The organism is Sorangium sp. So ce367, from assembly GCF_051520455.1.
Taxonomy (GTDB): domain Bacteria; phylum Myxococcota_A; class Polyangia; order Polyangiales; family Polyangiaceae; genus Sorangium; species Sorangium cellulosum_B.
Genome location: NZ_CP150334.1, coordinates 11,008,533 through 11,033,847, shown reverse-complemented (window position 1 = coordinate 11,033,847; position 25,315 = coordinate 11,008,533). Strand labels below are relative to the sequence as shown.

Here is a 25,315-nt window from a genome sequence, read left to right as displayed (position 1 = left end):
GCGACCGTGCCGAGCCGTCGCTGTCGTCTCGCGCTCGCGCTCGCTGCGCCCGCGCTGATCCTCCTCTTGCCGGCGCTCGCGGCCGCCGCGCCGATCCGGCTGTGGCACGCCTACCGCGACGACGAGGCCAGGGCGCTCGACGCCATCGTCGCGGCCTTCGAGGGCGAGGAGGTCGAGGTCCTCGCCGTCCCGTTCGACGCCTACGCATCGAAGCTCCAGGCCGCGATCCCCATGGGGGAGGGGCCCGACCTGTTCATCGACGCCCACGAGCGGCTCGGCGACTTCCGCGCGCGCGACCTCGTCACGCCCGTGGGCGACGCGCTCGAGCCGGGCGGCGAGGCCGTGTTCCAGGGGCCGGCGCTCGCGGCGGTCCGGCAGGGGGGCCAGATCCTCGGCCTGCCGATCAGCCAGAAGTGCGTGGCGCTCTACATGAACACCGCGCTCGTGAAGGAGGCCCCGGCGGCCCTCGAGGACATCGCGGCGCTGGCCGGCTCGCTCCCCGAGGGCGTGTACCCGCTCGCGTACGAGGCGTCGAACGCCTACGCGCACATGCCGATCCTCGCGGCGTTCGGCGGCGCGATGCTGGGCGAGGACGACCAGTTCGGCTTCGTCGGCCCGGGGCCCGAGCGCTCGCTCGAGCTCGTCCGAACGTTGATCCAGCGCCGGGTCGTCCCGGAGGACGCGAACGGCGCGCTGGTGACCGACCTGTTCAACGCGGGCCGCGCCGCGTTCGTGATCAGCGGGCCGTGGTTCGCGGGCGGCCTCGGGGAGGAGGCGCGGCGGCGCGCCCGCGTCGTCCCGCTCCCCAAGGTGCGCGAGACCGGCCTCCCGATGCGGCCGTTCATGACCGTCGAGGCGGTGATGCTCTCGCCCCAGGGCGCGCGGCGCGCCGGGGCGCGGGCGCTCGCGCGCCACCTCGCGGGCGCCGCGGCCGCGGCCACGCGGCTCGAGGTCGCGCGCACGCCGCCGGTGCGGAGCGACGTGGCCGTCCCGGCCGGCGACGCCTTCATCGCGGCGTTCACCGAGCAGGCCAAGGCGGCCATCCCGATGCCGACCTCGCCGGCGATGCGCTCGACCTGGGAGCCGGCCACGCGCGCGATCCGCAAGGTGCTCCGGGGCGACGCGCCCCCCGACGTCGCGCTCTCCGAGGCCAAGCGCCGCTTCGACGACGTCCGCCGGCCGCTCCCGCCCCCCGCCTCGCCGGCGCCGCTCCTCGTCGCGCTCGGCGCGCTCGCGCTGCTGCTCGCTCTCCGGTGGGTCCGCGCCGCGAGGGGCGCGGCGCCCGGCACCGCGCACTGGCGGTCGTTCCGGCGCGCGCTCGGGCGCTCGCTTCCTGCCTACAAGTACGTGGCGCACGCGGTCGTCGCGATCGGCGTGCTCGTGGTGATCCCGCTCGTCATCGGCGCGGCGACGTCGCTCTTCGCCGGCAGGGGCGAGGGCCTCAGGTACGTCGGCCTCGCCAACTTCATCAGCATCCTCACGGCCCGCGGCGGGCCGCTCTTCGCGAGCGGCTCGTTCTACCTCGTGCTCGCGGTGACCGCGCTCTGGACCGCGGTGAACCTCTGCCTCCACGTCCTCCTCGGCGTCTCGCTCGCGCTGCTCCTGCACCGCCCGACCCTGCGCCTCCGGGCGCTCTACCGGGTGCTCCTCATCGTGCCCTGGGCCGTGCCGAGCTACGTGACAGCGCTGTCCTGGAAGGGCATGTTCCACCGGCAGTTCGGGGCCGTCACCGGCCTCATCGAGGCGGTGAACTCCGCGCTCGGGACGAGCATCGAGCCCATCTCCTGGTTCTCGAGCTTCACGACGGCGTTCACGGCCAACGTGACGACCAACGTCTGGCTCGGGTTCCCGTTCATGATGGTGGTCACGCTGGGCGCGCTCACCGCCGTGCCGGAGGACGTGCTCGAGGCCGCCGAGGTCGACGGCGCCACGCGGTGGCAGCGCCTGCGGATGATCACGTTGCCCCTGATCAAGCCGGTGCTCGCGCCCGCGGTGACGCTGGGCGCGATCTGGACGTTCAACATGTTCAACGTCGTGTTCCTCGTGTCCGGCGGCGACCCGGACGGCACAACGGACATCCTCGTCTCCGAGGCGTACCGGTGGGCGTTCACCCGCGAGGCCCAGTACGGCTACGCGGCGGCGTACTCGGTGCTCATCTTCCTGCTCTTGACGCTCGCGACGCGCGCCTTTCGCTTCCGGCGGCGGCGGACGCCCGTCTCCGCCATCCCGCAGGGCGGGGCCGAGGCTGGATCGGCGCCCCTTCCGGCGGCGGCGACGGAGGTCGCGTGACGCGGAGGCCCTCTCCTGTCGAGTCGATCGCGGTGCACGCCGCGCTGGTCGCGGCGGTCGCGTTCGCGCTGTACCCGGTGCTCTGGGTCGCCTCGATCGCCTTCTCCGGGGCGCGCCCGCCGGTGCCGGAGGTGCTGCCCATCCCCAACCAGCCGACGCTCGAGCACATCGTCGCGGTGGTCACGACGTCGAAGAAGGTCGGCGGCGAGCCGATCTGGCTCTTCCCCCGCCAGCTCGCCAACTCGATCGTCGTCGCGCTCGCGACGGCGGCCGCCGGCGTCTCCGTCGCGGTCCCGGCGGCGTACGCGCTCGCGCGCTTCCAGTTCCTCGGCAAGGACCGCGGCCTGCGCGCGCTGCTCGCGACGCAGATGTTCCCCACGGTGGCGAGCGCGATCCCGCTGTACCTCCTGCTCGACGCGCTCGGCCTGCTCAACTCGCGGACGGGGCTCGTGCTCTGCTACGCGTCGACGGCGGTGCCGTTCTCGATCTTCCAGCTCCGGGCGGCGTTCGAGGCGATCCCGGTCGACCTGGAGGAGGCGGCGATGGTCGACGGGGCGACGCGCTTCCAGGCGTTCCTCCGGGTCGTGCTCCCGGCGGCGCGGCCGGCGATCGCCGTGACGGCGCTGTTCGCGATCATGACGGCGTACAACGAGTTCATCCTCGCGGCGACGCTGCTCGGCAAGGAGGAGATGTTCACGCTGCCGGTGGTGCTGCAGCGGTACATCGGCGAGTACGACGCGCAGTGGGAGCGGTTCGCGGCGGGGGCGCTCCTCGTGTCGCTGCCGGTCATGGCGGCGTTCTATGTGGTGCAGCGCCACCTGATCGCGGGGCTGACGACCGGCGGCGTGAAGGGGTGAGCGCGCCGCGGTGAGCGTGGCTGCGGGCGCCCCGGACGCGGCCACGGCGGCGCGGGCCGCCAGCGCCGCGTCCGCCGGCGACGCGACCCGCGCTGCCCGGCCTCGTGCTGCTCGGGGCCGAGGGGCGTCCCTCCTACTTGCCCGCCGTGCCCGGGCGCCGCCCGTTCATGGGACCCGGCCCTCGCGGCCGTGGACGCCCGATCGCGACCCCGCTATCTCCATGAAGCCATGCCGAAGGCCGAGGATCCCCCGCCCGCCGCCGCGCCGGGGACCGCTCACGCGGACCCCCGCGCATCGGTGGGCGTGGGCGGCGAGCCCCGCCCGTCGCTGAGCGGCGAGCCTCGCCCGTCGCTGGGCGGTGAGCCCCGCCCGTCGCTGGGCGGCGAGCCTCGCCCGTCGCTGGGCGGCGAGCCCCGCCCGTCGCTGGGCGACGCCGACGGCCGCGGCACGTTCCTGCCGCTCCCCACCGCGCTGCAGCGGCGCCTCAGCCGGCCCTCGTGGGAGAAGTTCGTGCTCCCGCTGCTCGGCCCCCTGCTCGCGCTGCTCGTCATCGGCGCCGTCGCCACGCTCGAGGCCGCGCTCGACTGGACCGTCCCGAACCCGCCCGCGATCCTCTCGATGATCATCGTCTTCGCGGCGTTCAGCGGCGGCCTCTGGAGCGGCATCGTCACGGCGCTCATCTCGTGCGTCTTCTTCGCGCTCTACTTCTCCAAGGATGGCGTCCTTTTATCGTACGACGAAGACAACCTCCTCCGGGTCATCGTCTACGCCGTCACCACCCCCGCCATGGCGGTGATGGCGAGCATCGCCAAGCGCCGCGCGGACGCCATGGGCGAGGCCTCGCTCGAGAACGAGCGCGAGCACTCCGCGAGCCTGCGCGCCCTGCTCATGCAGCGCCAGGCGGTCGAGGAGGAGCTCCAGCAGGCGAAGGAGGCCGCCGAGGCAGCGAGCCGCGCGAAGAGCGAGTTCCTCGCCAGCGTGAGCCACGAGATCCGCACCCCGATGAACGGCATCATCGGCATGACGTCGCTCGCGCTCCAGACCGAGCTCACCCCGGAGCAGCGCGAGTACCTCGAGATGGTCAAGATCTCGGCCGACGCGCTGCTCTCCATCATCAACGACGTCCTCGACTTCTCGAAGATCGAGGCCGGCAAGCTCGAGATCGAGCCCGTCGTCTTCGACCCGAGCGAGATCATCGGCGACGCCGTGAAGACGCTCGCGCTCCGCGCCCACGAGAAGCGGCTCGAGCTCGCCTACGACGTCGGCCCCGACGTGCCCGAGGCGCTGGTCGGCGATCCGCTGCGCCTGCGCCAGGTCCTCGTCAACCTCGTGAGCAACGCGGTGAAGTTCACCGACGCCGGCGAGGTCGTCGTCCGCGCCGAGGTCGTCTCGCGCGCGCCCCCCACCGCCGAGGAGGAGGCCAGCGCGGACAGCCAGGGCACGCCGAGCCTCTACGCGGGCGAGGCGCTCGGCGACGCCGTGGTGCTGCGCGTGAGCGTGATCGACACGGGCATCGGGATCGCCCCGGACAAGCAGCGGCTCGTCTTCGACGCGTTCGCCCAGGCCGACGGCTCGACCACCCGCAAGTACGGCGGCACGGGGCTCGGCCTCACGATCTGCGCCCGCCTCGTCGACATGATGGGCGGCAAGATCTGGATCGAGAGCGAGGTCGGCAAGGGAAGCACGTTCCACTTCACCCTCCAGCTCCGCGCGCTCGATGGCGCCGCCCGGTCGCGCCGCCTGGAGATCCCGAAGGACCTCCTCGGCACGAAGGTCCTCATCGCCGACGACAACGCGACCGCGCGGCGCATCCTCGCCGAGACCATCGAGGGCTGGGGGATGAAGGCGGTCCCCGTCGACTCGGGGGCGGCGGCGATCGCGGCGCTCTCGGAGGACTCGGGCGTGTGGGCGCTGCCCTGGGGCAAGCCGGGGGGCAACGCGGTCGGGCCGAGCAGCTCGTTCGGCCTCGCCATCGTCGACGCCCGCATGCCGAAGGTCGACGGCTTCGCCGTGGTCGAGCACTGCCGGAAGCGCGAGATCTTGAAGGGGCGCGTCCTCATGCTGCTCAGCTCGACGTCCGCGCAGGCGGACGTCGCGCGCTGCCGCGATCTCGGCGTCTTCGCCATGGTCACGAAGCCCGTGAAGACGTCCCACCTCCAGGAGGCCGTGTTCCACGCCTTCGGCGTCCCGACGCGGACCTCGCTCCGGTCGGCCGACCCGCGCCGCGCCGCGCCCGGGACGCGCGCGCGCGGCCTGCGCGTGCTCGTCGCCGAGGACAACGCGATCAACCAGAAGCTGATGCGCCGCTGGCTGGAGCGGCAGGGCCACCACGTGCACATCGTCGAGAACGGCCGCCTCGCCGTCGAGAAGATCGCGGGCGGGCAGTACGACGTGGCCCTGCTCGACGTGGAGATGCCCGAGATGGACGGCCTCCAGGTCGCGCGGGTCGTCCGGGCCCGCGAGCGCCGCGAGGGCGGGCACATGCCGCTCATCGTCGTGACCGCGTACGCGATGAAGGGCGACCGCGAGCGCTGCCTCCGGGCCGGCTTCGACGGCTACCTGTCGAAGCCGGTGCAGGTCGACGAGCTCTACGACATGATCGACCGGCTGGCCGCCGGGCCCTCTGCCCTGGAGATCGAGGACCCGGCGCGCATGTCGCTCGGCGCGCCGAGCTCGTACACGTCGGCGCCCTCGCCGGCGTCCGACAGCGGGCCGCCGAGCACCCGATCGGAGGAGCGGCTCCTGCCCTCGCCCTCCTCGATCGCGGCCCGGCCGATGTTCGATCGCACGAAGGCGCTGGAGCGGACGGGCGGCGACGCCGACCTCCTGCGCGAGCTCGCCGAGGTCTTCCTGGAGGAGTGCCCGCGCTGGATGGGCGACATCGACGACGCGGTGGCCGCCGGCGACGCCCGCAAGCTCCAGCGGGCCGCGCACAGCCTGAAGGGCGGGGTCGACAGCTTCGGCGCGCGGGGCGCGTTCGAGGCCTCCTTCGCGCTGGAGAAGATGGCGCGCGCGAACGAGCTCGGCAGCCTGGCCGAGGCGCAGTTCGCGCTGCGGGCGCAGATCGAGCGCCTGCTCCCCGAGCTCGCCGCGTTCGTGCGCGAGGGCGCGCCGGCGGACCCGGCGCCGCCGGTGCAGGGCGAGCGGCGCTCTGATAGCGAGGTGACGCGATGGTGAGGGTGCTCGTGGTGGACGACTCCCCGATGGATCGGCGCCTCTCCGGGAGCTTGCTCAAGAAGCGCGCCGGGATGGAGCCCGTGTACGCCGAGAACGGCGTCGAGGCGCTCGAGACGATCGCCAGGTCGATGCCCGAGATCGTGCTGACCGATCTCCAGATGCCGGAGATGGACGGCCTGGAGCTGGTCGAGGCGATCCGCCGCGAGCACCCGTACCTCCCGGTGATCCTGATGACGGCGCACGGCAGCGAGGAGATCGCGGTGCAGGCGCTGCGGCGCGGCGCCGCGAGCTACGTCGCGAAGCGGAACCTCGCGGCGGAGCTCGTGAACACGGTCGAGAACGTCCTCGCGGTGGCGCGGCTCGATCGGCGGGAGCAGCAGCTCCTCTCATGCCTGACGGCGACCGAGTCCCACTTCGAGCTCGACAACGACGTGGCGAAGGTCCCCGCGCTGGTGGGCCACGTCGAGCAGAGCCTGGGGCGGATGCGGCTGTGCGACGAGACGGGCCGGATCCAGGTCGCGGTGGCGCTGCGCGAGGCGCTCGTGAACGCCATCGTGCACGGCAACCTCGAGGTCAGCTCGACGCTGCTCGACGAGCAGCCGAGCGCCTTCTCCGCGCTCGTCGAGCGCCGCCGGGCGGAGAGCCCGTACCGGGATCGGCGCGTTGTCGTCGTGGCGCGCGAGACGCGCACCGAGGCGACGTACGTGGTGCGCGACGAGGGGCCCGGCTTCGACCCGCGCAACCTGCCGGATCCGACCGATCTCGCCAACCTGGACAAGCCGAGCGGCCGCGGCCTGATGCTGATCCGCACGTTCATGGACGAGGTGCGGCACAACGAGAAGGGCAACGAGATCCGCATGGTGATGAAGTGCCGCTCGCCGGGGGCCGGCGGCGAGCCGGGCGACGACGGCGGCTGACGCGGTCGCGACGCGGCCTGTTAGCCTCGGCGGGTGGCCGAGAAGAAGAGAGACCTCGTCGTCAACGACCTGGCGCGCTACGAGAAATCGTCGGAGCGCCTCGTGCTCGAGGACTACTCGAGCTGCGAGGTCCCGGCGGGGTGCGGCGGCGGCATCCTCCGCTGGATCGACCCGCAGGAGGCGCTGCCGCTCACGCTGCGCATCTGGACGGCGCGCGGCGCGGAGGTCTTCTTCGACGGCGCGCCCGTGCGATCGAGCCGGATCGACGCGCGCCCGGGCGCGCACGTCCTGGCGATCGCGCTCCGCCACGAGGGCGACGCGCCCGCCGATCTCGCGCTCTCCCTGCGCTACTCCGACGAGACCGAGCCTCGCGCCGCGCTGGAGCCCACGCGCGACAGGTCGATCGGGCGCCGGCTCGACGTCCTCTCGGGGGCCGGCGCGGCGATCGTCGGGACCTCGGGCGACCCGGGCGGCGACGCGTGGAAGCTGCCGGGCTTCGACGAGCGCGGGTGGCGCGCGCTCGCGCCTGTGAAGGCGGCCACGAAGAGCAGCGCCGGCTGGCACCTCCAGGAGGTCCTGAAGACCGGCGCCTGCATCGTGGGGCTGCCGGACGCGCGGGGCGACGTCTGGGTCCGGTGCTCGTTCGACGTCGACCTCGGGGGCGGGCCGTGACCGCGCGCCCGCCGCTCGTCCTCGTCCCGCAGCATTTCGGGTCGACCGTGTTCGATCGCCGCGCGTCGCGTTACCTGCCGTTCGACCACGAGACCACCGGCATCCTGCTCCGCGCCCGCGAGACCCCGATCGGCGCGATCGTCGACGCCGCGCCGGCCGAGCGCCGCGGCGCGCTCGCCGCGTTCGCCTCGGTCTTCTACGAGCGGGCCTTCTTCACGCATGACCTCTTCTTCGACGGCGTCGCGCTCGACGTGGCGCCGCCCGAAGGTCACCTCACCGGGCCGCTGGCCGTGCACCTCGAGGTCGTCGCCGCGTGCAACCTCGCCTGCTCGCACTGCTTCGCCGGCGAGCTCCCGCGCCGAGAGCCGCCGCTCACCCTGGCCGAGCTGGACGTGCTGTTCGGCTCCCTGGCGCGCCTCGGCTCGTTCCGGCTGGGCCTCACCGGCGGTGAGCCGCTGCTCCGCAAGGATCTGTTCGACCTCCTCGATCTCGCGACCTCGCACGGCCTGCACCCGTGCCTCACCACGAACGCGCTGCTCCTCACCGAGGAGACCGCGAAGAAGCTCGGCGAGCGCTCGCTCGTGTGGCTCAACGTCAGCCTCGACGGCGCCACGGCCGCGACGAACGACGTCGTCCGCGGCGAGGGCACGTTCGCGCGCGTGCTGGAGAAGGTCGCGATGCTCCGCGAGCACGCGCGCTTCTCGCTCGCGTTCACCGTCATGCGCCACAACGCGCCCGAGGCCGCGGCGTTCGCCGAGCTGGCCGCGGCCGCCGGCGCGCACACCGCGGTGTTCCGGCCGCTCTACCCGGTGGGGGCGGCCGAGTCGCGCGCCGAGCTGTGGCCCTCGTTCGACGACTACGAGGCGGCCCTCGGCGCCCTCTTCACGCTCGGCGCGACCGGCGACGGCCGCGCCACGGCCGCGCGCGCGATCGACCCCTTCTCGCCGAAGAGCCGCAGCGAGACGCGGGCGGTCGTGCACGACAACTGGGGCTGCGGCGCGGGCAACACCGTGTGCTCCATCTCGGTCGGCGGCGACGTGAACCCGTGCAGCTTCCTCGGCCCCGGCTTCGTCGCCGAGAACCTCCGCCGCGCCCCCTTCGAGCAGATCTGGCGCGATAGCGAGCGCTTCCGTGCCATCCGCGGCCTGCCCGGCGACGGCGCCGGCACCGCCTCCTTCGGCGGCGGTTGCCGCGCCCGCTCGCTCGTCATGGCCGGCGACGTGAACGCCCCTGATCCGTGGCTCGCGCAGCACGAGGCGGCGCCGCAGCGCAGAAACCCGCTCACCGTGCTGCGCGCGCAGAGGGAGCTCCCGTGAGCGCCCCCGACGCGAGCTGGCTCCTGTCCGCGGACCGCGAGCTCCCCTCGGCCGCAGAGCTCCTCTCCCTCGCCGCGCGCCTCGCGGGCGAGGGGCGCCTCGAGCTGGCCGCCACCGCGTGCGACGCCGCGTTCGGCCTCGCACCCGGGGACATGGAGCTCGCCGAGGCGCGCGGCCGCCTCCTCGATCGGCTCCAGATCGAGGAGCACGGCCTCGTGTTCCGCTACGTCCCTGCGGGCCCGTTCCTGATGGGGGCGGGCGACGGCGATCCCGACGAGCGGCCCGTGCACTCGGTGGAGCTCGGCGCGTTCTGGATCACCGACGTCCCCATCACCTGGGCCGCGTACCATGCGCTCCTCGGCTGGCCGCCCCCGCCGGGCGGTGGGCCCCCTGCGAGGCCCACGAAGAAGGGCGAGATCGACGCGGCGGCGTTCAGCCTCCACAACGACGGCAAGATCCGCCGGCAATACTGCGAGAGCGAGACGGTCGCGGCGAGCGACTGGCACGCTCACGCGCCGGACGTCGAGTGGCAATCAGGTGGCCGCGTCATGCCGGCGTCCGCGCTGTTCGGAGAGGTCGCGCGCGGCGATCCGGCGCGCCCGTGGACCTACGATCAGAAGCCCATGGTCGCGGTCCGGTGGGATCAGGCGGCGGCGCTCGGCAAGGCGCTCTCCGGGGACCGGATCACCTACCGATTGCCGACCGAGGCGGAGTGGGAGAAGGCCGCGCGCGGCGGGCTCGTCGGCCGGCCTTATCCCTGGGGCGACGGGCCGCCTTCCTCGGCGCTCTGCGATTTCGAAAGGTTCGAGGCGTTCTCGATCCGGCCGCCGCGCAGCCTGCCGCCCAACGGATATGGCCTGTTCGGCATGAGCGGCGGCGTCCGCGAGTGGACGAGCGACGGGTACGACGCGCGCTACTACGCCGAGAGCCCGCGCGCCGACCCGGGCGGGCCGGCCACCGCGAAGCAGCGCGTCCTGCGCGGCGGCTCCTGGGCCGACTGCGCGTGGGCCGTGCGCGTCTCGTTCCGGATGGGGAGCCCGCCGGATCTGCGCGGCGATCCCACGATCGGCTTCCGGCTGTGCCGCGTCGCGGGCGCCGCGCGGTGAGCCCTGCGCCGCGGGCGCCGCTCCGCTGTTATGGGTTTCCTCAGTCGCCTCCATCCGTCGTGAGGTCGTTCTCCGGGGTTCGTGCAATGTCGCTGGTTGGCGATGTTCGACATGGTGTGAATGTTCTCCCCGCGCGGCATAGACCTCCGTCCCTGCAAGGACGGTTGTATGGCCGGCTGGGCGCGCTCAACTGACGTTGGCGCGGGGTGTCGAGGACAAGCAGGCTGCGTGGCGCGATCATGGCGACCAGTTCATGGGGATCGATGGGAAGATTGGTAGCGTTAGCGTTCAGCACGAATGGATCGAAATCGTTGGCGAGCCAGTGATTCGACATCGAGGCGTCGCAGAAGAGCCCGTCCGGATCATGGTAAGGCTGGACAAGCGCGCGCAGCCGTGGGACGGGGGAGCAGGGAGAGCGGTGTGATGGTCGAGGGTAGCCGGGGCAGTGAAGTCGGGTTGCCAGAGCCGCGGGGTGGCAGATCGGACGGCCCGGTCCAGGGAGATGGCGCGGCCGGACAGCAAACGACGGGAGGAGATGCCGGCCGCTCGACGCGTGATGTGAATCGCCTTGCAGAGCCGCCCCCCGGCGGTACAGGCGTTCATGGGATGCGACGTGGGATGACCGTGGGCGTCATCACCCCCTACCTGGACGGCTCGTTCTGGAACCCGGTCCTGACGGGTATCCACGAGGCGGCGCGAAAGCACGGCTGTCGCATGCTGGTGATGCGCGGCACGGCCGCCTCGCTCCAGGCCCCTTCGCTCGCCAGAGAACAGGTGGATGGATGGATCGTCGTGATCGGGGTGGACGGCATCGAGCAGCTCGCTGCCGCGCGGGTCCCGCTCGTCGTCGTCGGCACCCATGTCCACAAGGGCAACTGCCCGTCGGTGATCCCGGACAACCACAGCGGGATCCGGGGCGCGGTGCGCCATCTGATCGGACACGGTCACCGGCGCATCGCGTTCGTCGGCTGCTTCCACGAGTCCGATGTGCGCGAGCGCTTCGACGCCTACCGAGAGACGCTCGCCGAGGCGGGGATACCGCTCGACCCGGAGCTGGTCATCCGGACCGACGACAACTGGTATACAGGCGGCGAGAACGCTGCCCCGCAGCTCATCGCGCGGCGGAACGCGTGCACGGCTGCGGTCTTCGGGACGGACAAGAACGCGATCGGGATGATGCCGTCGCTGAAGGCGGCGGGCGTCCGCATCCCCGAGGAGCTGGCGATCGTCGGCTTCGACGATGTGCCGGAGGCGCAGACCTCCGACCCACCGCTGACCACGGTGCGCCAGCAGTTCGAGATGCTGGGGAGCGCCGCGTGTGAGCTCGTCATCTCGATGCTCTCCGGCGAGACGGCTCTGCCAGAGCTCGTGCTCACGCCGAACACGCTGATCCCGCGGATCTCGTGCGGATGCGACGTGGTCCAGACCTTCCTCGACGAGGACGCGGCGCCGCGGGAGCACGGCGGCGGCGACCTGGATCGACGGATGGTCGAGCTGCTCCTCGCGCCCCGGCCCCTGGCGCCCGATACACCGCCTGCCGCGGTATGGCCGGGGGTCGCCCTGGTGCTCGAGGCGTATGAGGCGGCGATCGAGGGCGCCGCGCCCCCTCCGGCGAAGGCGCTGGAGCGCGCCTACAAACAGGCCGTCGACATCTCCTCCGATATGGGCACCTTGATGGCGATCGTGCGCCTGCTCCGCCGGTCCCACGAGCGGCGCCGCGAGCGGCTGGGCGGGGATGCGGCGTCGGCGCAGCGGGTCGAGTCGTTCCTGGACGGCGCGCACCTCTCGATCGCGCGGGCTCGGCTCAGCGTCGAGGCCGAGTTCGTGGCGCAGCTCGGGATGCTCGTGCGGTCCAATCACGACGTGGGACTCGCGCTGGTCAGCGGCTCCCAGGAGGAGTCCATGTCGCTCTCATGGCTCGCGAAGACCAGCGCGACCTGGGCCTGCCTTGCGCTCCGGGAGGACGCGAAGACGCTCGTCGTCGCCGGCGTCTACAGCCGTGACGGCAGCGCGACGCCCCCGATCGGCGGCCGCCATCGGCTGGAGGCGTTTCCGCCGGAGCACCTGCTGCCGCCCGCGGCCGCGAGCGGCGCGCTCATGATGATGCTGCTGCCGATCCGCACCGAGCGGCGCGACTGGGGGGTCGTGGCGCTCATGGGGCCGACCCTCCGCGAGCTGGCCGGCGACGAGGGCACCGTCGGGGTCTGGGCGTCGCTGCTCGCCGCGGCCCTCGAGCGCGGCGAGCTCGTCCAGTCGCTCTCGGCGAAGAACGCGGCGCTGCAGATGGCCTATGCGAGCGAGCGGACGCTCTCGGAGACGGTGCGCGAGCTCGGCTGCCCGCTCATCCCGCTCCTGCCCGGCGTGCTGCTCGTGCCGCTGATCGGCGCGATCGACCGGGACCGCGCCCTCCAGGTGCTCACGGCCGTGGTCGAGGGGGTGGGCCGGTATGAGGCGCGCTTCGTGTTGCTCGATATCACCGGCGTGCCAGCGGTGGACGCCCAGGTCGCCCACGCGCTGGGCCAGACGAGCCGCGCGGTCGCCCTGCTCGGCGCGCGCCTCTTCCTGGTCGGCGTGCGCCCCGAGCTCGCCAGGAGCCTCGTGGACGTGGAGCTAGGCAGTCTGGCCACGTACTCGTCGCTGGCGGGAGCCCTTCACGAGCTGACGACAGGAGGGCTCCGCCCTGGCGGCGCGAGGCGCGGCGCGGCGCGCATCGCCTGATCGCCGGTATGCTTGAACTCCGGTGCAGGTCAGCGTTGACAATGGAAAGCCGTGAACGACGATGCGCGCCTCGGAACAGTCCTTGATGAGATCGGTGCAGGCGCTCGTCCAGCCGGCGGACGTACAGCGCGCTCTGTTCCCCGATTTCGTATGTGTGGGTGACGAGCTCGCGAATGGCTTCGACGTCAAAGCCGCAAATCAGAGCGATTCGTGCATTTTTGCGCCTTTGCGCTCTTGGCGTCTTTGCGTTGAGCTCTCTCTTCGCTCGCGAGACCACGCACGCGCCCAGGCCGCGCGGGATCAGCGCTCATAGACACGAGTACACGGCCTCGATCAGCGCCGGCCACCGCGGATCGCCGCCCTGGCCGCTCGCGATCGTCTGGTTCGGCGTGTAGCCGAACCCGAGCCCCGCGTCGGGGTCGGCGAAGCCGAGCGCGCCGCCCGCGCCGGGGTGGCCGAAGGTCCGCGGGCCGCGCCCGAAGGGGCGCAGGGCGCTCTGCAGCATGAACCCGAGCGAGAACCGGCTCTCCGCGAGGAGGACGGCGTCGAGCCCGGCCGACCGCTCCGCCAGCGCGGCCTCGACCGCCTCCGGCGACAGCACGCGCGCGGTGCCGGCGAGGGCCCCGCCGTTCGCGAGCGCTCCGTACATCCGCGCGAGCGCGCGCGCGTTCGCGTGGCCGTTCAGCGCGGGGATCTCCGCGCGCCGGGCGCGGGCGGTGTTGACGAGGCCCGGCGACACGAGGTCGCGCGGCCTGGTGAAGGCCATCGAGGTGAGCGACGCCGGGTCGCGGAAGCTCGCGCCGAACGCGCCGCCCAGGCCGTTCGGGCTCGCGACGGTCGGGGGCACCTCGGCGATCCGCCCGTCGTGCTCGGCGCCGGTGCCGATGTGGAAGTCCAGGCCGAGCGGGCCCGCGACGGCCTCCCGGAGGAACGCGCCGACCCGCTGGCCGCTCGCGCGCCGGATCACCTCACCCACGAGGAAGCCGAACGTGACGGCGTGGTAGCCGTGCCGGGCGCCCGGCTCCCAGAACGGCTCCTCCGCGGCGAGGGCGGCGGTCATGGCCTGCCAGTCGTAGAGCGCGCCCTCCTTCGGCTCGGCGCGGAGCGCCGGCAGGCCGGCGCTGTGGTCGAGCAGCTGGGCCACGAGGACGCGCCCCTTGCCGGCCGCGCCGAACTCCGGCCAGGCGGCGGCGACCGGCGCGTCCACGTCGAGCGCGCGCCGCTCCGCGAGCGCGTGGGCGCACAGCGCCACGGCGCCCTTCGTCGCCGAGAAGACGTTCACGATCGTTTCAAAGCGCCACGGCAAGGTCTTCGCCGCGTCCCGGAAGCCGGCCCAGAGGTCGACGACCACGCGGCCGCGCACGGCGGCGCACACGGCGGCCCCGAGCTCGGGAAACCGCTCGAAATTCGAGGCGAACGCCGCGCGCACGGGCGCGAACGCCGGGTCGCAGGAGCCATGGATGGCGAGGTGCATCGCTCGTCCCTTCGTCCCTTCCTCGGGGCAGCACGGGCCCGGGCGCGCGCGGGCGAGCCGCCCGGCCCTTTCGCGCCCGACCCCGATGATGCGCAACCTATATTGCGCAACCTTGGTTGATGAATAGGGCCGCCGCCCGCGGCCGTCAACGTCATTTGCGCAACCTCGGTTGCGGGTTACACGCTCCGGCCGTGAAGCCTGCGCGCCCGGACGAGGACCTCGTGCTGCTCTTCGCCGCAATCGCGGCCGCGAACAGCGACGAGGTGATGCGCCGCGTGGAGCGGGCCGGCCACGGGGATCTCCGGCCGAGCCATGGATACGTGTTCCAGCACCTCGTCCCGGGGCCGGTGAAGGTGAGGGAGCTCGCGGAGCGGCTCGGCATCACGGCGCAGGGCGCCTCGAAGGCGGTGGCGGAGCTGGAGCAGCTCGGCTACGTGCGCCGGCGCGTCGCCGAGGACGACCAGCGCAACCGGCTCGTGGAGCTCACCGACCGCGGGTGGGCGGCGGTCGAGGCGGGGCGCGCCGCGCGCGCCGCGGTGAACAGGCGGCTCCGCGCGCTGCTCGGCGAGGAGCAGGCCGGCGCGCTGCTCGCGTCGCTCCAGCGCATCGCGGAGCGCACGGGAGGGCTCGAGCTCCTGTCCTCGCGCCGGCTCCGCCAGCCGTAGGCGGCCCGGATCCGATCCGGCGGCTGCGCGGCCGGGTCGAGGACCGACGCGTCCATGTGCAGCGCGCGTCTCAGTCGCCTGGCGCGGCGGGCGCGAGGAGCGAGGTGTCGATGCGCAGCACGCGGGCCGTGAAGGGCCCCTCGCGTGACGCCTGCGTGCGCATGGCCACGGTGAGCTCCGTGCCGAACGCGGAGACATCGACGAGCGGGTGCTGCTCGTGCAGATCGTTGAAGTAGCTCCATCCTGCGATCGCGGGGAGCGGCAGCGTCACAGCGACCTCGGGCGCGCCTCCGGCGGCAGGCACGCGCACGAGGCGTAGCTCGCCGCGGCTCTCGTCTGCCACGGTGTGGCCGACGCACACCCGGTCCAGACCGGTGTCCTGCAACTCGTACGTGAGCGTCTCGTCGATGTGGCTGATCAGGAGCGCGATCCACGCGTCGCCATCGCTCGTGCGCGCGGCCGCGAAGGCCGACCATTCGAGCCCGGAGGCCACCATGTGGCATTCGGCCGGGCAGCTCGTAGCGCCCGGAAGTGGGCCGTCGACGCCGACTTGGCAGCGGTACGTGGGCGTCTCGGTGCCGGGGATCGCGACCTCGTCGAAGCCGCCGTCCTCGCTGGCGCTCGCAAGCCGCAGCCCGTCGGTGTGCTGCACGACCGCTGCGAAGCGCGGAAGCGTCGCATGTCCGGCGGGCTGCGGCGGCGGTACGGGCTCGTAGTCGAGCAGGAAGCTCGCGGAGTCCGGGGCGCCAAGGCTCCGCTCCGTGGTGCCGTCGAGCACCGTGAGCTGCCGGTCCCCTGGGAGCGGTTCGACGAGCCCGAACGCCAGCGGCGCGTCGTCGGGCGCGAGGGCGAAGCGGGTGTAATCGCTGCCGCTCGGCCGGCTCGCCGGCGCGACGTCCCAGGCGCCGCTGGACGTGCGCGTCGCGTGCGCGACGCTGTCGGGCGCGCCCGTGTCGATCCAGAGGTGGGGCTCGCCCCGGGAGTCCACCGCGACATCGAGGACCGGCACGTGGCCGTCGTCGCGATCGAACACCGCCTGCTTCTCCGTCGCGCTGCCGGCCAGCGGCAGGAACACGACACCGCCAGGATACCCGTCACCGCTGCCGTTCGTCTCATCCACCGCGGCATACGCCCTTCCGTCCGGCGAGAGCGCCACGCTCACGGTAGTGGACTGCACGTCGAAGTCTCGTTGCGTCGCCCCATCGTCGTCGAGCTCGAACAGCCGCGTCGGGTCGTTGCTGCTCGTCACGAGGTATGTCGCGCCCGCCGCCGGCACGGCCCGCACCCCGCCCGCTGCAAACGTGGCATCGGTGCACGTCACCTCCACGTCGAGCGTGATCGCGCAAGGCGCGTCCGCGGGACAGGCATCGTCGTGATCGCCTCGCCGCGATTCACACGTCGCCGGGGCGTCGCCCGCGCCGCCCTGACCGCCCGCGCCGCCTTGACCGCCCGCGCCGCCTTGATCCTGGGTGCCACCGGCCCCTCCCGTGTCAGCTGGCGCGGTGGTATCGCCCTGGCACCCGAGCGTGACCGACAGGCCGGCGAGCATGCCGGTCCCAAGCATTCGAAAGATGTGTATTTGCAATTCCTGGCGCATGAGTGATCGCCTCCCTGCGATGCGCTGGCACTTAACATCAAACATGCCAGTCGATCTTTCGCGCAAAAGCCGATGTCCCACGCGATGGCTTGTGTCGTTCTGTGTCAAAATGCGCATTCGGAACGAGGCGCAGCCGTGGTTCCCTGTCGAGCTGCCGGAGCTCGATCGTGATCTGGAGGGCTCGATATCTGGAGGGCTCGATCTCCTGTCCTCGCGCCGGCTCCGCCAGCCGTGGCGCGCCCGAATCCGATCCGGCGGCTGCGCTCGTGGAGTCGAGGACCGATGCGTCGATGTGCGGCGCGCGTCTCAGTCGCCTGGCGCGGCGGGCGCGAGGAGCGATGTGTCGACGCGCAGCACGCGGGCCGTGAAGGGCCCCACGCGTGACGCCTGCGTGCGCATGGCCACGGTGAGCTCCGTGCCGAACGCGGAGACATCGACGAGCGGGTGGCGCTGGTACACATCGCTGAAATGGCTCTCGCCTGCGATCGCGGGGAGCGGCAGCGTCACAGCGACCTCGGGCGCGCCTCCGGCGGCAGGCACGCGCACGAGGCGCAGCTCGCCGCGGCTCGCGTCCGCCGCGATGTTGCCGACGCACGTCGGCAGATCGGCGTTCTGCACCTCGTAGGCGATCGTCCAGTCGAGGTGGCTGATCAGGAATGCTATCCACACGTCGCCGTCGCTCGTGCGCGCGGCCGAGAAGGCCGACCATTCGAGCCCGGAGGTCACTTCGTGGCAGTCGGCCGGGCAGCCCGGCGACGGGGAGTCGCCGAAGCCGCGCTGGCAGCTGTACGCCGGCGTCGCTGTGCCGGGGATCGCGACTTCGCCGTCGCCGGCGCTCGCCAGCCGCAGCCCGTCGGGGTGCTGCACGACCGCCGCGAAGCGCGGGATCGTCGCTTGAGCGGCGGGCTTCGGCGGCAGGACGGGCTCGTAACGGATCGGCGAGCTCTCGGGGACCGGAGCGCCAAGGCTCTGCTCCGTGGCCCCGTCGAGCACCTGGAGCTGCCAGCTGCCGGAGCCCGCTTGGACCATGCCGAACGAAAGCGGCGCGTCGTCGGGCGCGAGGACGAAGCGGGGCCAACCGCTGTCGGCCAGCTGGCTCGCCGGCGCGACGTCCCAGGCGCCGCCGGACGTGCGCGTCGCGTGCTCGACGAGCTCCGGCGCGTCCGTGAGGATCCAGATGTGCGGCTCGCCCTGGGAGTCCACCGCGACATCGATGACCGGCACGTATTTGTCGTCGCGATCGAACACCATCTGCTTGTCGGCCGCGCTTCCGGCGAGCGGCAGGAACACGACACCGCCGGGGTAGCCGTCACCGGGGCCTTGCGTCTCATCCACCGCGGCGTACGCCCTTCCGTCCGGCGAGAGCGCCACGCTCACGGTATTGGACTGCACGTCGAAGTCGCGTTGCGTCGCCCCGCCGCCGTCGAGCTCGAACAGCCGCGTCGGGGCGTTGCTGCTCGTCACGAGGTACGTCGCGCCCGCCGCCGGAACGGCCCGCACCCCGCCCGCTGCGAAGTCGTGCCCGGCGCACGTCACCTCCACGTCGAGCGTGATCGCGCACGGCGCGTCCGCGGGACAGGCGTCGTCGTGGTCGCCCCGCCGCGACTCGCACGTCTCCGGGCTGCCGCCCTGACCGCCCGCGCCGCCTTGACCGCCCGCGCCGCCTTCACCCCCGGCGCCGCCCTCACCCCCGGCGCCGCCGGCCCCTCCTGTGCCAGCTGGCACGCTGGTCTCTCCCTGGCACCCGAGCGTCACCGACAGGCCGGCGAGCATGCCGATCCCGAGGATTCGAAGGATATGGTTAGGCAATTCCCTGCTCATGAGCGCTCGCCTCCTTGCGATGCGCTGCCACTCAGCACCAAATGTGCCAGTCGCGCTCCTTCGCAAAAGCCCCGGTTACGCTCGATGGCCTGTGCCGTTCTGTGTCGGAATGCTCGTGGTGTTCGCTGCCCTCGTTGCAGGCGCGGGCCCGACGATCACGCGCCTGCCGCGAGCTCGGAGCGCCTCAGAGGTTCATGCCGCCTGACGCCTCGATGCGCTGGCCGGTGATCCACTGGCCCTCGGGCGAGAGCAGCACGGCGACCGCGCTGCCGATGTCATCGGGGAGGCCGACCCGGCCGAGGGCGGTCTGGGCGGCGATCATCCTGTTCAGCTCGGCGTTGTCGCGAACGACGCCTCCCCCGAAGTCGGTCTCTATCGCGCCGGGCGCCAGCGTGTTCACCGCGATCTTCCGCGGTCCGAGCTCCTTCGCCAGGTAGCGGGTGAGCACCTCCACCCCGCCCTTCATCGCGGCGTAGGCGGCGTAGCCCGGGAAGCTGAACCGCGTGAGCCCCGACGAGACGTTGAGGATCCGCCCGCCGTCCGCGATGAGCGGAAGGAGCTTCTGCGTGAGGAAGAACGTGCCCTTGAAGTGGACGTTCATGAGCGCGTCGAACTGCTCTTCGGTCGTCTCGGCGAAGCTCGCGTGGCCGGCCATGCCGGCGTTGTTCACAAGGTAATCGAAGCGATCGCGCTTGAAGCGACCGGCGAGCTCCGCCTTCACCGCGGCGGCGAACGCGTCGAATCCGCGGGTGCTCCCAAGATCGAGCGCGATGGCCGCCGCCGTCCTCCCCTTGGCCTCGATCTGCTTCACCACATCCGCCGCCTCGGCCGCGGCGCCGCGGTAGGTGATGATGACGTCCACGCCGCGATCCGCGAGGTGGAGCGCCATGCTCTTTCCGAGCCCGCGGCTTCCGCCGGTGACGAGGGCGACGGGGCTACGCTTGGATGTGCTCATGGTCGGGTCCTTTCGATGGCGACGCGGCGGCTCGCCGCTGTCCGTGGCGGCTGCTCGCCGCTGTCTGCGAGAGTGAATAGCGATCCGATCCCGGTTGCGGAAGGCGCGAGGCTCCGACACACTGTTTCGCCAATCGAAACAATGACCGTCGACGTCGGATCGCTGAAGATCTTCGTGAAGGTGGCGGAGCTCGGCAGCTTCACGCGCGCCGGCGAGCACCTCGGCATGCCCAAGGCGCGCGTGTCGCTGCGGCTGAAGGCCCTGGAGGCCGAGCTCGGCACCCGGCTCCTCCAGCGGTCGACGCGCGTCGTGCGCCTCACGCCGGACGGGGAGGAGCTCCTCCCGCGGGCGCGGCGCCTCGCGCTCGAGGCCGACGAGCTCGGCGCGATGTTCCAGGCCGCGCGGGGCCTGCGCGGGCGGGTGCGGATCGATCTGCCGGTGAACTTCGCGCGCGACGTCATCATCCCGCGCCTGCCCGAGCTGCTCGCGCGCCACCCCGAGCTCGAGGTGCTCCTCAGCACGACCGATCGGCGCGTCGAGCCGCTCCGCGAGGGCTTCGACTGCGTCCTGCGCGTCGGCGCCCCGGGGGGCGACGGGCTCGTCGGCCGCAGGCTCGGCGTCCTGCGGATGGTGAACCTCGCGAGCCCGTCCTATCTGCGGCAGTACGGTGCGCCTCGCCGGATCGAGGATCTCGATCGGCACCTCCTCGTGCATTACTCGTCGACGCTCGGCGCCGAAGCGCCGTCGTTCGAGTACCCCCACGACGGCGGTTACCGCGAGTGGCCGATGCGCAGCGTGGTGACGGTCAACAGCGCTGACGCTTATCTCGCGGCGTGTGTGGCGGGCCTGGGCATCATCCAGGCGCCGCGGGTAGGCAAGTTCGCCAGCATCACCGCGGGTGAGCTCGTCGAGGTCTTGCCCTCCCTCACCTGCGCGCCGATGCCCGTCTCGCTCCTCCACACGCACGGCAGGAGCGTGCCGCGCCGCGTGCGCGCGGTGATGAGCTGGATCACCGAGGTGCTCTCTTCGCACCTCGAGGCGCTCGACCGCTGATCCGAGCGCTCCCGGACGGCGAGCCCTCCCGCTCGACGACTCGAGGGCTCACGCCGCGCGCCCCGGCGCGATCCGCAGCAGATCGAACTCCGCCACGAAGCCCTCGCCCAGCGGGCTGCAAGCGTAGAGCCCGCACTCCACCTCGCGCGCCCCGTCGTCCTCGTGAAGGTGGGCCATGCGGATCTGCGTCCACGCCGCGCCGTCGTCCGAGCTGTCGACGAGGTAATCCGGCCCCTCCCGCCGGACGCGCAGCCAGATCTCGCGGCGATCCGAGGGAAACGGCTGGGTCGACCAGTCGCTGTAGCCCGCGTTCGTCACCACCGCGCCGAGCCGGCTCGGGCCGTCCGGCTCGAACTCGACCGACGTCTTCAGCCAGCACGACTCCGCGATCCGCACCATGAGCCCTGCCTGATCGTACTGGTGCGCCGGCCGGAACCGCACATGGCAGGTCATCACGAAGTCGCCGCCGGCGCGGGTGAAGAGGAAAGGCCCGTTGTCGTTGCGAAAGCCGTAGTGCGTCCGCTGCCAGTAGTCCGTCTTCGCGGCGGGCTCGACGACGAGCGCGCCCCGCTCCGGCGCCACCGCCCAGCGCGCCGGCGGGTTGCGCCACGTGAGCCGCGGATCGATTCCAGGGTTGGTAAAGCCCTCTTCCAGAAGCTGTCCTGTCATGACGCAGACCTCCGAGCGCCGCACGGCGCGCGGTCCGCCCGCGCGCGGCGAGGGCCGGGAGGCTACCACGGAGCGCGCCGCGTCCGGGTGCGCCCCGCTGCCACCGGCCGCGCCGCTCACGCGGCGGGCTCGTGCGGGCCGAGCACCACGTCGTGGAGCTGGTCGAGATCGAAGGGTTTGGGGAGGAACCGCGCGAGCCCGAGCTCCGCGGCCAGCGCCGAGACGTCCACCGCCGCGCTCACGAGCACCACGCGCACCGCCGGATCGACCCGCGCGAGGATCGCCTTCGCGCAGACGCTGGGAGAGAGCCCTGGCATGAAGTAGTCGCACAGCACCGCCCGCAGCCCGTCGCGCTCGCGCTCGAGGAGCGGGAGCGCCTCGGCGCAGTCGGCGACCTGGAGGCAATGGAGCCCCCACCCGTTCAGGCTGAGGGCGACGAGCTCCCGGAAATCGGGGTCATCGTCGATGACCAGCACGCGGTTTCGCAGCATGTTCCCTCTGCTCGCTAGCGCCTCAGTTCCAGTGAAAAGACGATGAGGTCACCGGCCCTCCGCTCGATCCAGAACCTCGCGCCGTGGAGCCGGGCGATCCCCTGGACGAGGTGGAGGCCGATGCCCGTGCTGCGCGGCTGGTCACGCCGCCCCTCGAACGCGACGACGGCGAAGGGCTCCAGCAGCTTCTCGAGGTCCTCCGGGAGATCCTTCCCGCCCCGGACCTCGATCGTGATGAGCACGCGCGCGGCGGAGCCGGCGTCGATCGTGACGAGCACCGGATCGCGCTCCAGCGCGACGGACACGGCCTGGACGAGCAGGCTCCAGAGCGCCTGCTCGACGAGCGCTGGATCGCCCAGGAGGTGCGCGTCTCCCCGGGGTACCAGGCGAATGCTGTGATCTCTGGCCACGAGCTCGAACTCCCCGATCACGCGGCGGGCGAGCTCCTCGACGTCGATCGCCTCGGGCTTGAAGGGGAGCTCGCCTCCGGAGATGCGCGCCGACCACAGGAGATCCTGGACCAGGCGGCCGAGGCGCGTCGCCTGGCGATCGATGATCGTGAGGGCGCGCTCGCGGATGGCCGTGTCGTTCCGGTGGGTGAGCGCGACCTGCGAGAACCCCTTCATGGTGGTGAGCGGCGTCTTCAGCTCGTGCGCGGCGACGGCGAGGAACCGGTCGCGATCCTTGTCGCGCTCGGCGATGGCCTTGAAGCTCGTGTTCAGCGTGTGGGCGAGCACGGCGAGCTCGTCGTCCCCCCGGTCCCCGAGCGGCTCGTAGACGCCGCGCTCGCGAAAGCGCTGGACGGCGGTCACCATCCGGTGGATGCGCGGCGCGATCGCGCGGCGCACCGCGAGGCCGAAGAGCGACGCCGCCGTGACGCCCCCGAGGCCGACGGCCATGAAGACGAGGAGGATGCGCCGCCGGATGTGGTCGAACGCGTCGTAAGCGACCTCCATGTAGCGCAGGTTGATCCTGTGCAGCTTGACGAGGGCGTCGCTGAGGTGCTCCACGTCGGCGCGCCGCACGTGCGGCGCGGGCGTTGGACCCATGAGCCCGGTCGTGCGCTCGAGGTGCATCACGACGGCGGCGATGGTGTCCGCCGCCTCGCGCTCTTCCTCCAGGAGCACGAGCTCACCGGCCCGAGCGAGCGCAGCGCGGAGGTGGATGGCCTCCGGGAGGGTCGAGGTCGCTGTCAACCAATCGCGCTGGTACCGATCGATGAAGGAGCGGAGCCGCATCATGGGCTCCCGGACCTCCACCGAGACGTCCGACGGCGGGCGAGCGAGCAGGGCATAGAGCGCGTTCGATGACTCGATACCGCTGCTGATGACGACGAACGGCTGGAAGACATAGTGACGCAGGTAGGCTGTCTCGATGGCCAGCCGCTTGAGCGCGACGATGGACATCGTGATGCCCAGGGCGGCCAGGATCAGCTGACTCAACACGAGCAAGGAAAGACGCCTTCCGATGGACATCCTCCCCGGAGGCCCGTTGCCTCCGCCGCTCGGAGGCGAGCCCGCGTGCTGAGCGCGTTGAGACCACCGAGGCACTGGCCACCTCCTCGGTGTCACCGTGGAAGCAAGGGGGGCACCACGACAAGGCCGGAGCGACCCTGGCGATCGCCCCCTCCCGCTCGTTCGCTATTGCGGCCGCCCCTGCGCGATCCAGCTCTCGACGAGCTGGATCTCCTCCGGCCCGACCGCGGGCAGCCCGAGCGGCATCCCGCGCACCGCCGGAGCCGCGTGGCCCGCCTCCTCCGCCTGCCGCGCCAGCAGCGCGGCGACGAGGCGAGGGGCGCCGTCCGGCCCGCGTGAGAACACGCTCCGCCGCTCGCCCTGATCGTCGATGTAGCCCGCGGCGATCCCCTCGTACGTGGCGAGGTTCAGCCCGCGCGGCTTGAACCCGAAGCCGCCCGTGTTCCCGGGCCCGCCGTCGCCGAGCGCGTAATCCGGCTCGGAGTGGCAGTGCCTGCACGTGACGCGGAACACCCGGCGATCCACCTCGGCGTACGTCACCCGCCGCGACAGCAGCGGCAGCCGCTCGGGCGCGCTCGCCGGCGCCCGCGGCGAGAGCTCCGCGGTCGTGACGAAGGCCGCGATGTCCCGCGCCTCGGCGGGCGACATCGGCACCTGGGGCATCGGCGTCCCCGGCTTGATCGCCGCGGGGTCGAGCACCCACGCGGCGAGATCGGCGGGCTCCATCCGGTCGCGCGCGTGCCTCAGATCCGGCGCCAGGGCGATCGCGGCGCGCGTCTCCTTCTCCATCCCTTTCACGGGCGCGACCGCCGTCACCCCGGCCGCCCCGGAGAAGGCGTGGCACGTCCCGCACCCCTTGGCCTCGTAGAGCTCGCGCCCCCGGGCCGCGCTCGCGCCCTCCAGCGACGCACTCGGACGTTCGCGCCCCTCGCGGTGATCGCGGCGATCGCGCGTGAGGTAGGCCGCGATATCGCTCGCCTGCTCGGGCCCGATCGGGAGCCGCGGCATCGTCGCGTGCAGGCGCGGGCGCACGTCGTGCGGTGACAGCAAGAAGGCGCGGATCCAGTCGCGGCGCAGCCTGTCGCCGGCGGCGGCGAGCGACGGCACGTCGCGCAGCTGCACGAGGTTCTCGTTCCACCGCTTCATGGCCGCGGCCGGCGCCTGGAACCGGCCCGCCGCGATGTCCTGGTGGCACTGGACGCAGTGGGCGTCGCGCGCCGCGGGCGCCTGCCCGGTCCCGTCGTGGCAGCGGTTGCACTGGAGCTCCGCGACGAGCCGCTCCCCGCGCGCCGGATCGCCGGCCGGCGCCGCGGCAACGGCGGCCGGAGCGGCCGCCCCGGCGCCGCTGCCGCTCGCGCGCGGCGCCGCGGCCATCGCGGGGCCCCGCGCGTCCTCGGAGGTACACCCCGCGGCGCCCGAGGCGAGCGCCGCGAGCAGGGCGAGCAGCGGACGGGCGCGCATCGGCGTCAGCTCTGCGGTCCGACCGCGCCGACAGCGCCGCTCGTCCGGCAGAGCGCCTTGTTCTGCGCCATCGTCTCGCACCGGGTGGCCGCGGCGTCGTGCCCCGCGTTGTCCCCCGAGAGCGCGCGCAGCCGCGCCAGCGTCGCGTAGGCCTCGGGGCTCGTCAGCAGGTCCTTCTCCGCCAGATCGCCGAGCAGCTTGAGCGCCTCGCCGCGGTGCTCGGGCGCCCTGGCGAGCGCCTCGCCCAGGTCGGTCTGGAGCGCCGGATCGTTCTTCCGCTGCTCGTTCAGCCGGCGCAGCGCGCGGATCGACCAGTCGATGTTCCCCTTGCGCTCCTCGGCCGACGCCCCGCCCCACGTCTCGAGCAGCTCGCGCGGCAGCTGCGGTCCGACCTGGAGCGCCCCGTCCGCGCGCGCGGTGGCCACCGCGAGGACGCGGAAGGCCCGGTTGATCAGCGGGTCCTTGTCATAGGAGATCCGCCGGATCTCGGGGAACATCCGGATCACGCTCCCCGCCGCCGCGGTGAACCGGCCGTCGTGAAGCGTTTGCTCGGCCTGGGCGATCCCCATCACGCGGTGGTCGATCGCGGGCATGATCTCGAC

Annotated in this window: 20 protein-coding genes; 10 read left to right on the top strand and 10 right to left on the bottom strand. The window is 72.6% G+C overall.

Features of this window, described 5'->3' with window-relative positions; genetic code table 11:
* Window positions 1-6: 6 nt before the first annotated feature.
* The 7 genes from WME97_RS41845 (at window position 7) to WME97_RS41815 (ending at window position 10,334) form a co-directional block, all read left to right on the top strand.
* Window positions 7-2,289, top strand: a complete 2,283-nt coding sequence (locus tag WME97_RS41845; RefSeq protein WP_437546215.1) for an extracellular solute-binding protein — start codon at window positions 7-9, stop codon at window positions 2,287-2,289.
* Window positions 2,286-3,146, top strand: a complete 861-nt coding sequence (locus tag WME97_RS41840) for a sugar ABC transporter permease (protein WP_437546213.1) — start codon at window positions 2,286-2,288, stop codon at window positions 3,144-3,146. Before WME97_RS41845 ends, WME97_RS41840 begins: the two co-directional genes overlap by 4 nt.
* Before the next feature lie 228 nt (window positions 3,147-3,374).
* The gene (locus WME97_RS41835) at window positions 3,375-6,323 is read left to right on the top strand and encodes a response regulator (RefSeq protein ID WP_437546211.1); all 2,949 of its coding nucleotides are present in this window, start codon (window positions 3,375-3,377) and stop codon (window positions 6,321-6,323) included.
* Window positions 6,317-7,240 carry a response regulator gene (locus WME97_RS41830; protein WP_437546209.1) on the top strand — a complete coding sequence of 308 codons (924 nt, stop codon included), beginning with the start codon at window positions 6,317-6,319 and terminating at the stop codon, window positions 7,238-7,240. Before WME97_RS41835 ends, WME97_RS41830 begins: the two co-directional genes overlap by 7 nt.
* Before the next feature lie 33 nt (window positions 7,241-7,273).
* Complete coding sequence (locus tag WME97_RS41825; protein ID WP_437546208.1) at window positions 7,274-7,912, top strand: hypothetical protein; 639 nt, start codon at window positions 7,274-7,276, stop codon at window positions 7,910-7,912.
* A complete protein-coding gene (locus WME97_RS41820) occupies window positions 7,909-9,228 on the top strand; it encodes a radical SAM/SPASM domain-containing protein (protein WP_437546206.1) in 1,320 nt (439 codons plus the stop codon). Before WME97_RS41825 ends, WME97_RS41820 begins: the two co-directional genes overlap by 4 nt.
* Entirely contained in the window at window positions 9,225-10,334 is a 1,110-nt protein-coding gene (locus WME97_RS41815; protein WP_437546204.1) for a formylglycine-generating enzyme family protein, read from the top strand. Before WME97_RS41820 ends, WME97_RS41815 begins: the two co-directional genes overlap by 4 nt.
* A gap of 40 nt (window positions 10,335-10,374) precedes the next feature.
* On the opposite strand, the gene WME97_RS41810 is transcribed toward WME97_RS41815, so the two are convergent.
* The gene (locus tag WME97_RS41810; RefSeq protein WP_437546202.1) at window positions 10,375-10,668 is read right to left on the bottom strand and encodes a glucuronyl esterase domain-containing protein; all 294 of its coding nucleotides are present in this window, start codon (window positions 10,666-10,668) and stop codon (window positions 10,375-10,377) included.
* A 272-nt stretch (window positions 10,669-10,940) separates the two neighbouring features.
* On the opposite strand from WME97_RS41810, the gene WME97_RS41805 reads away from it, so the two are divergent.
* Window positions 10,941-13,052, top strand: coding sequence for a substrate-binding domain-containing protein (locus WME97_RS41805; protein ID WP_437546200.1), 2,112 nt, complete (start codon window positions 10,941-10,943; stop codon window positions 13,050-13,052).
* 307 nt (window positions 13,053-13,359) lie between these two features.
* Here WME97_RS41805 and WME97_RS41800 read toward each other — a convergent pair whose 3' ends face one another.
* The gene (locus tag WME97_RS41800; protein WP_437546198.1) at window positions 13,360-14,526 is read right to left on the bottom strand and encodes a serine hydrolase domain-containing protein; all 1,167 of its coding nucleotides are present in this window, start codon (window positions 14,524-14,526) and stop codon (window positions 13,360-13,362) included.
* A 191-nt stretch (window positions 14,527-14,717) separates the two neighbouring features.
* On the opposite strand from WME97_RS41800, the gene WME97_RS41795 reads away from it, so the two are divergent.
* Window positions 14,718-15,191: a MarR family winged helix-turn-helix transcriptional regulator gene (locus WME97_RS41795; protein WP_231864492.1), complete on the top strand. Its 474-nt coding sequence runs from the start codon at window positions 14,718-14,720 to the stop codon at window positions 15,189-15,191.
* A gap of 70 nt (window positions 15,192-15,261) precedes the next feature.
* Here the strand turns inward: WME97_RS41795 and WME97_RS41790 are convergent, their stop codons facing one another.
* The 3 genes from WME97_RS41790 to WME97_RS41780 form a co-directional block, all read right to left on the bottom strand.
* On the bottom strand, window positions 15,262-16,755 hold the full coding sequence (locus tag WME97_RS41790; RefSeq protein WP_437546196.1) for a hypothetical protein: 1,494 nt from the start codon (window positions 16,753-16,755) through the stop codon (window positions 15,262-15,264).
* A gap of 339 nt (window positions 16,756-17,094) precedes the next feature.
* Complete coding sequence (locus tag WME97_RS41785) at window positions 17,095-18,609, bottom strand: hypothetical protein (RefSeq protein ID WP_437546194.1); 1,515 nt, start codon at window positions 18,607-18,609, stop codon at window positions 17,095-17,097.
* 184 nt (window positions 18,610-18,793) lie between these two features.
* The gene (locus WME97_RS41780; RefSeq protein ID WP_437546192.1) at window positions 18,794-19,564 is read right to left on the bottom strand and encodes an SDR family NAD(P)-dependent oxidoreductase; all 771 of its coding nucleotides are present in this window, start codon (window positions 19,562-19,564) and stop codon (window positions 18,794-18,796) included.
* Between the two features lie 141 nt (window positions 19,565-19,705).
* Here WME97_RS41780 and WME97_RS41775 point away from each other — a divergent pair, with 141 nt between their 5' ends.
* On the top strand, window positions 19,706-20,617 hold the full coding sequence (locus WME97_RS41775; protein WP_437546190.1) for a LysR family transcriptional regulator: 912 nt from the start codon (window positions 19,706-19,708) through the stop codon (window positions 20,615-20,617).
* Window positions 20,618-20,665: 48 nt separating this feature from the next.
* Here WME97_RS41775 and WME97_RS41770 read toward each other — a convergent pair whose 3' ends face one another.
* The 5 genes from WME97_RS41770 to WME97_RS41750 form a co-directional block, all read right to left on the bottom strand.
* Window positions 20,666-21,286 (bottom strand): DUF1349 domain-containing protein, encoded by a 621-nt coding sequence (locus WME97_RS41770; protein ID WP_437546188.1) that lies wholly within the window; start codon window positions 21,284-21,286, stop codon window positions 20,666-20,668.
* 116 nt (window positions 21,287-21,402) lie between these two features.
* Complete coding sequence (locus WME97_RS41765; RefSeq protein ID WP_437546187.1) at window positions 21,403-21,777, bottom strand: response regulator; 375 nt, start codon at window positions 21,775-21,777, stop codon at window positions 21,403-21,405.
* Window positions 21,778-21,791: 14 nt separating this feature from the next.
* Window positions 21,792-23,222, bottom strand: coding sequence for a sensor histidine kinase (locus WME97_RS41760; protein WP_437555592.1), 1,431 nt, complete (start codon window positions 23,220-23,222; stop codon window positions 21,792-21,794).
* 195 nt (window positions 23,223-23,417) lie between these two features.
* A complete protein-coding gene (locus WME97_RS41755) occupies window positions 23,418-24,713 on the bottom strand; it encodes a c-type cytochrome (RefSeq protein ID WP_437546185.1) in 1,296 nt (431 codons plus the stop codon).
* A gap of 5 nt (window positions 24,714-24,718) precedes the next feature.
* Entirely contained in the window at window positions 24,719-25,306 is a 588-nt protein-coding gene (locus WME97_RS41750) for a hypothetical protein (RefSeq protein ID WP_437546184.1), read from the bottom strand.
* Window positions 25,307-25,315: the final 9 nt, after the last annotated feature.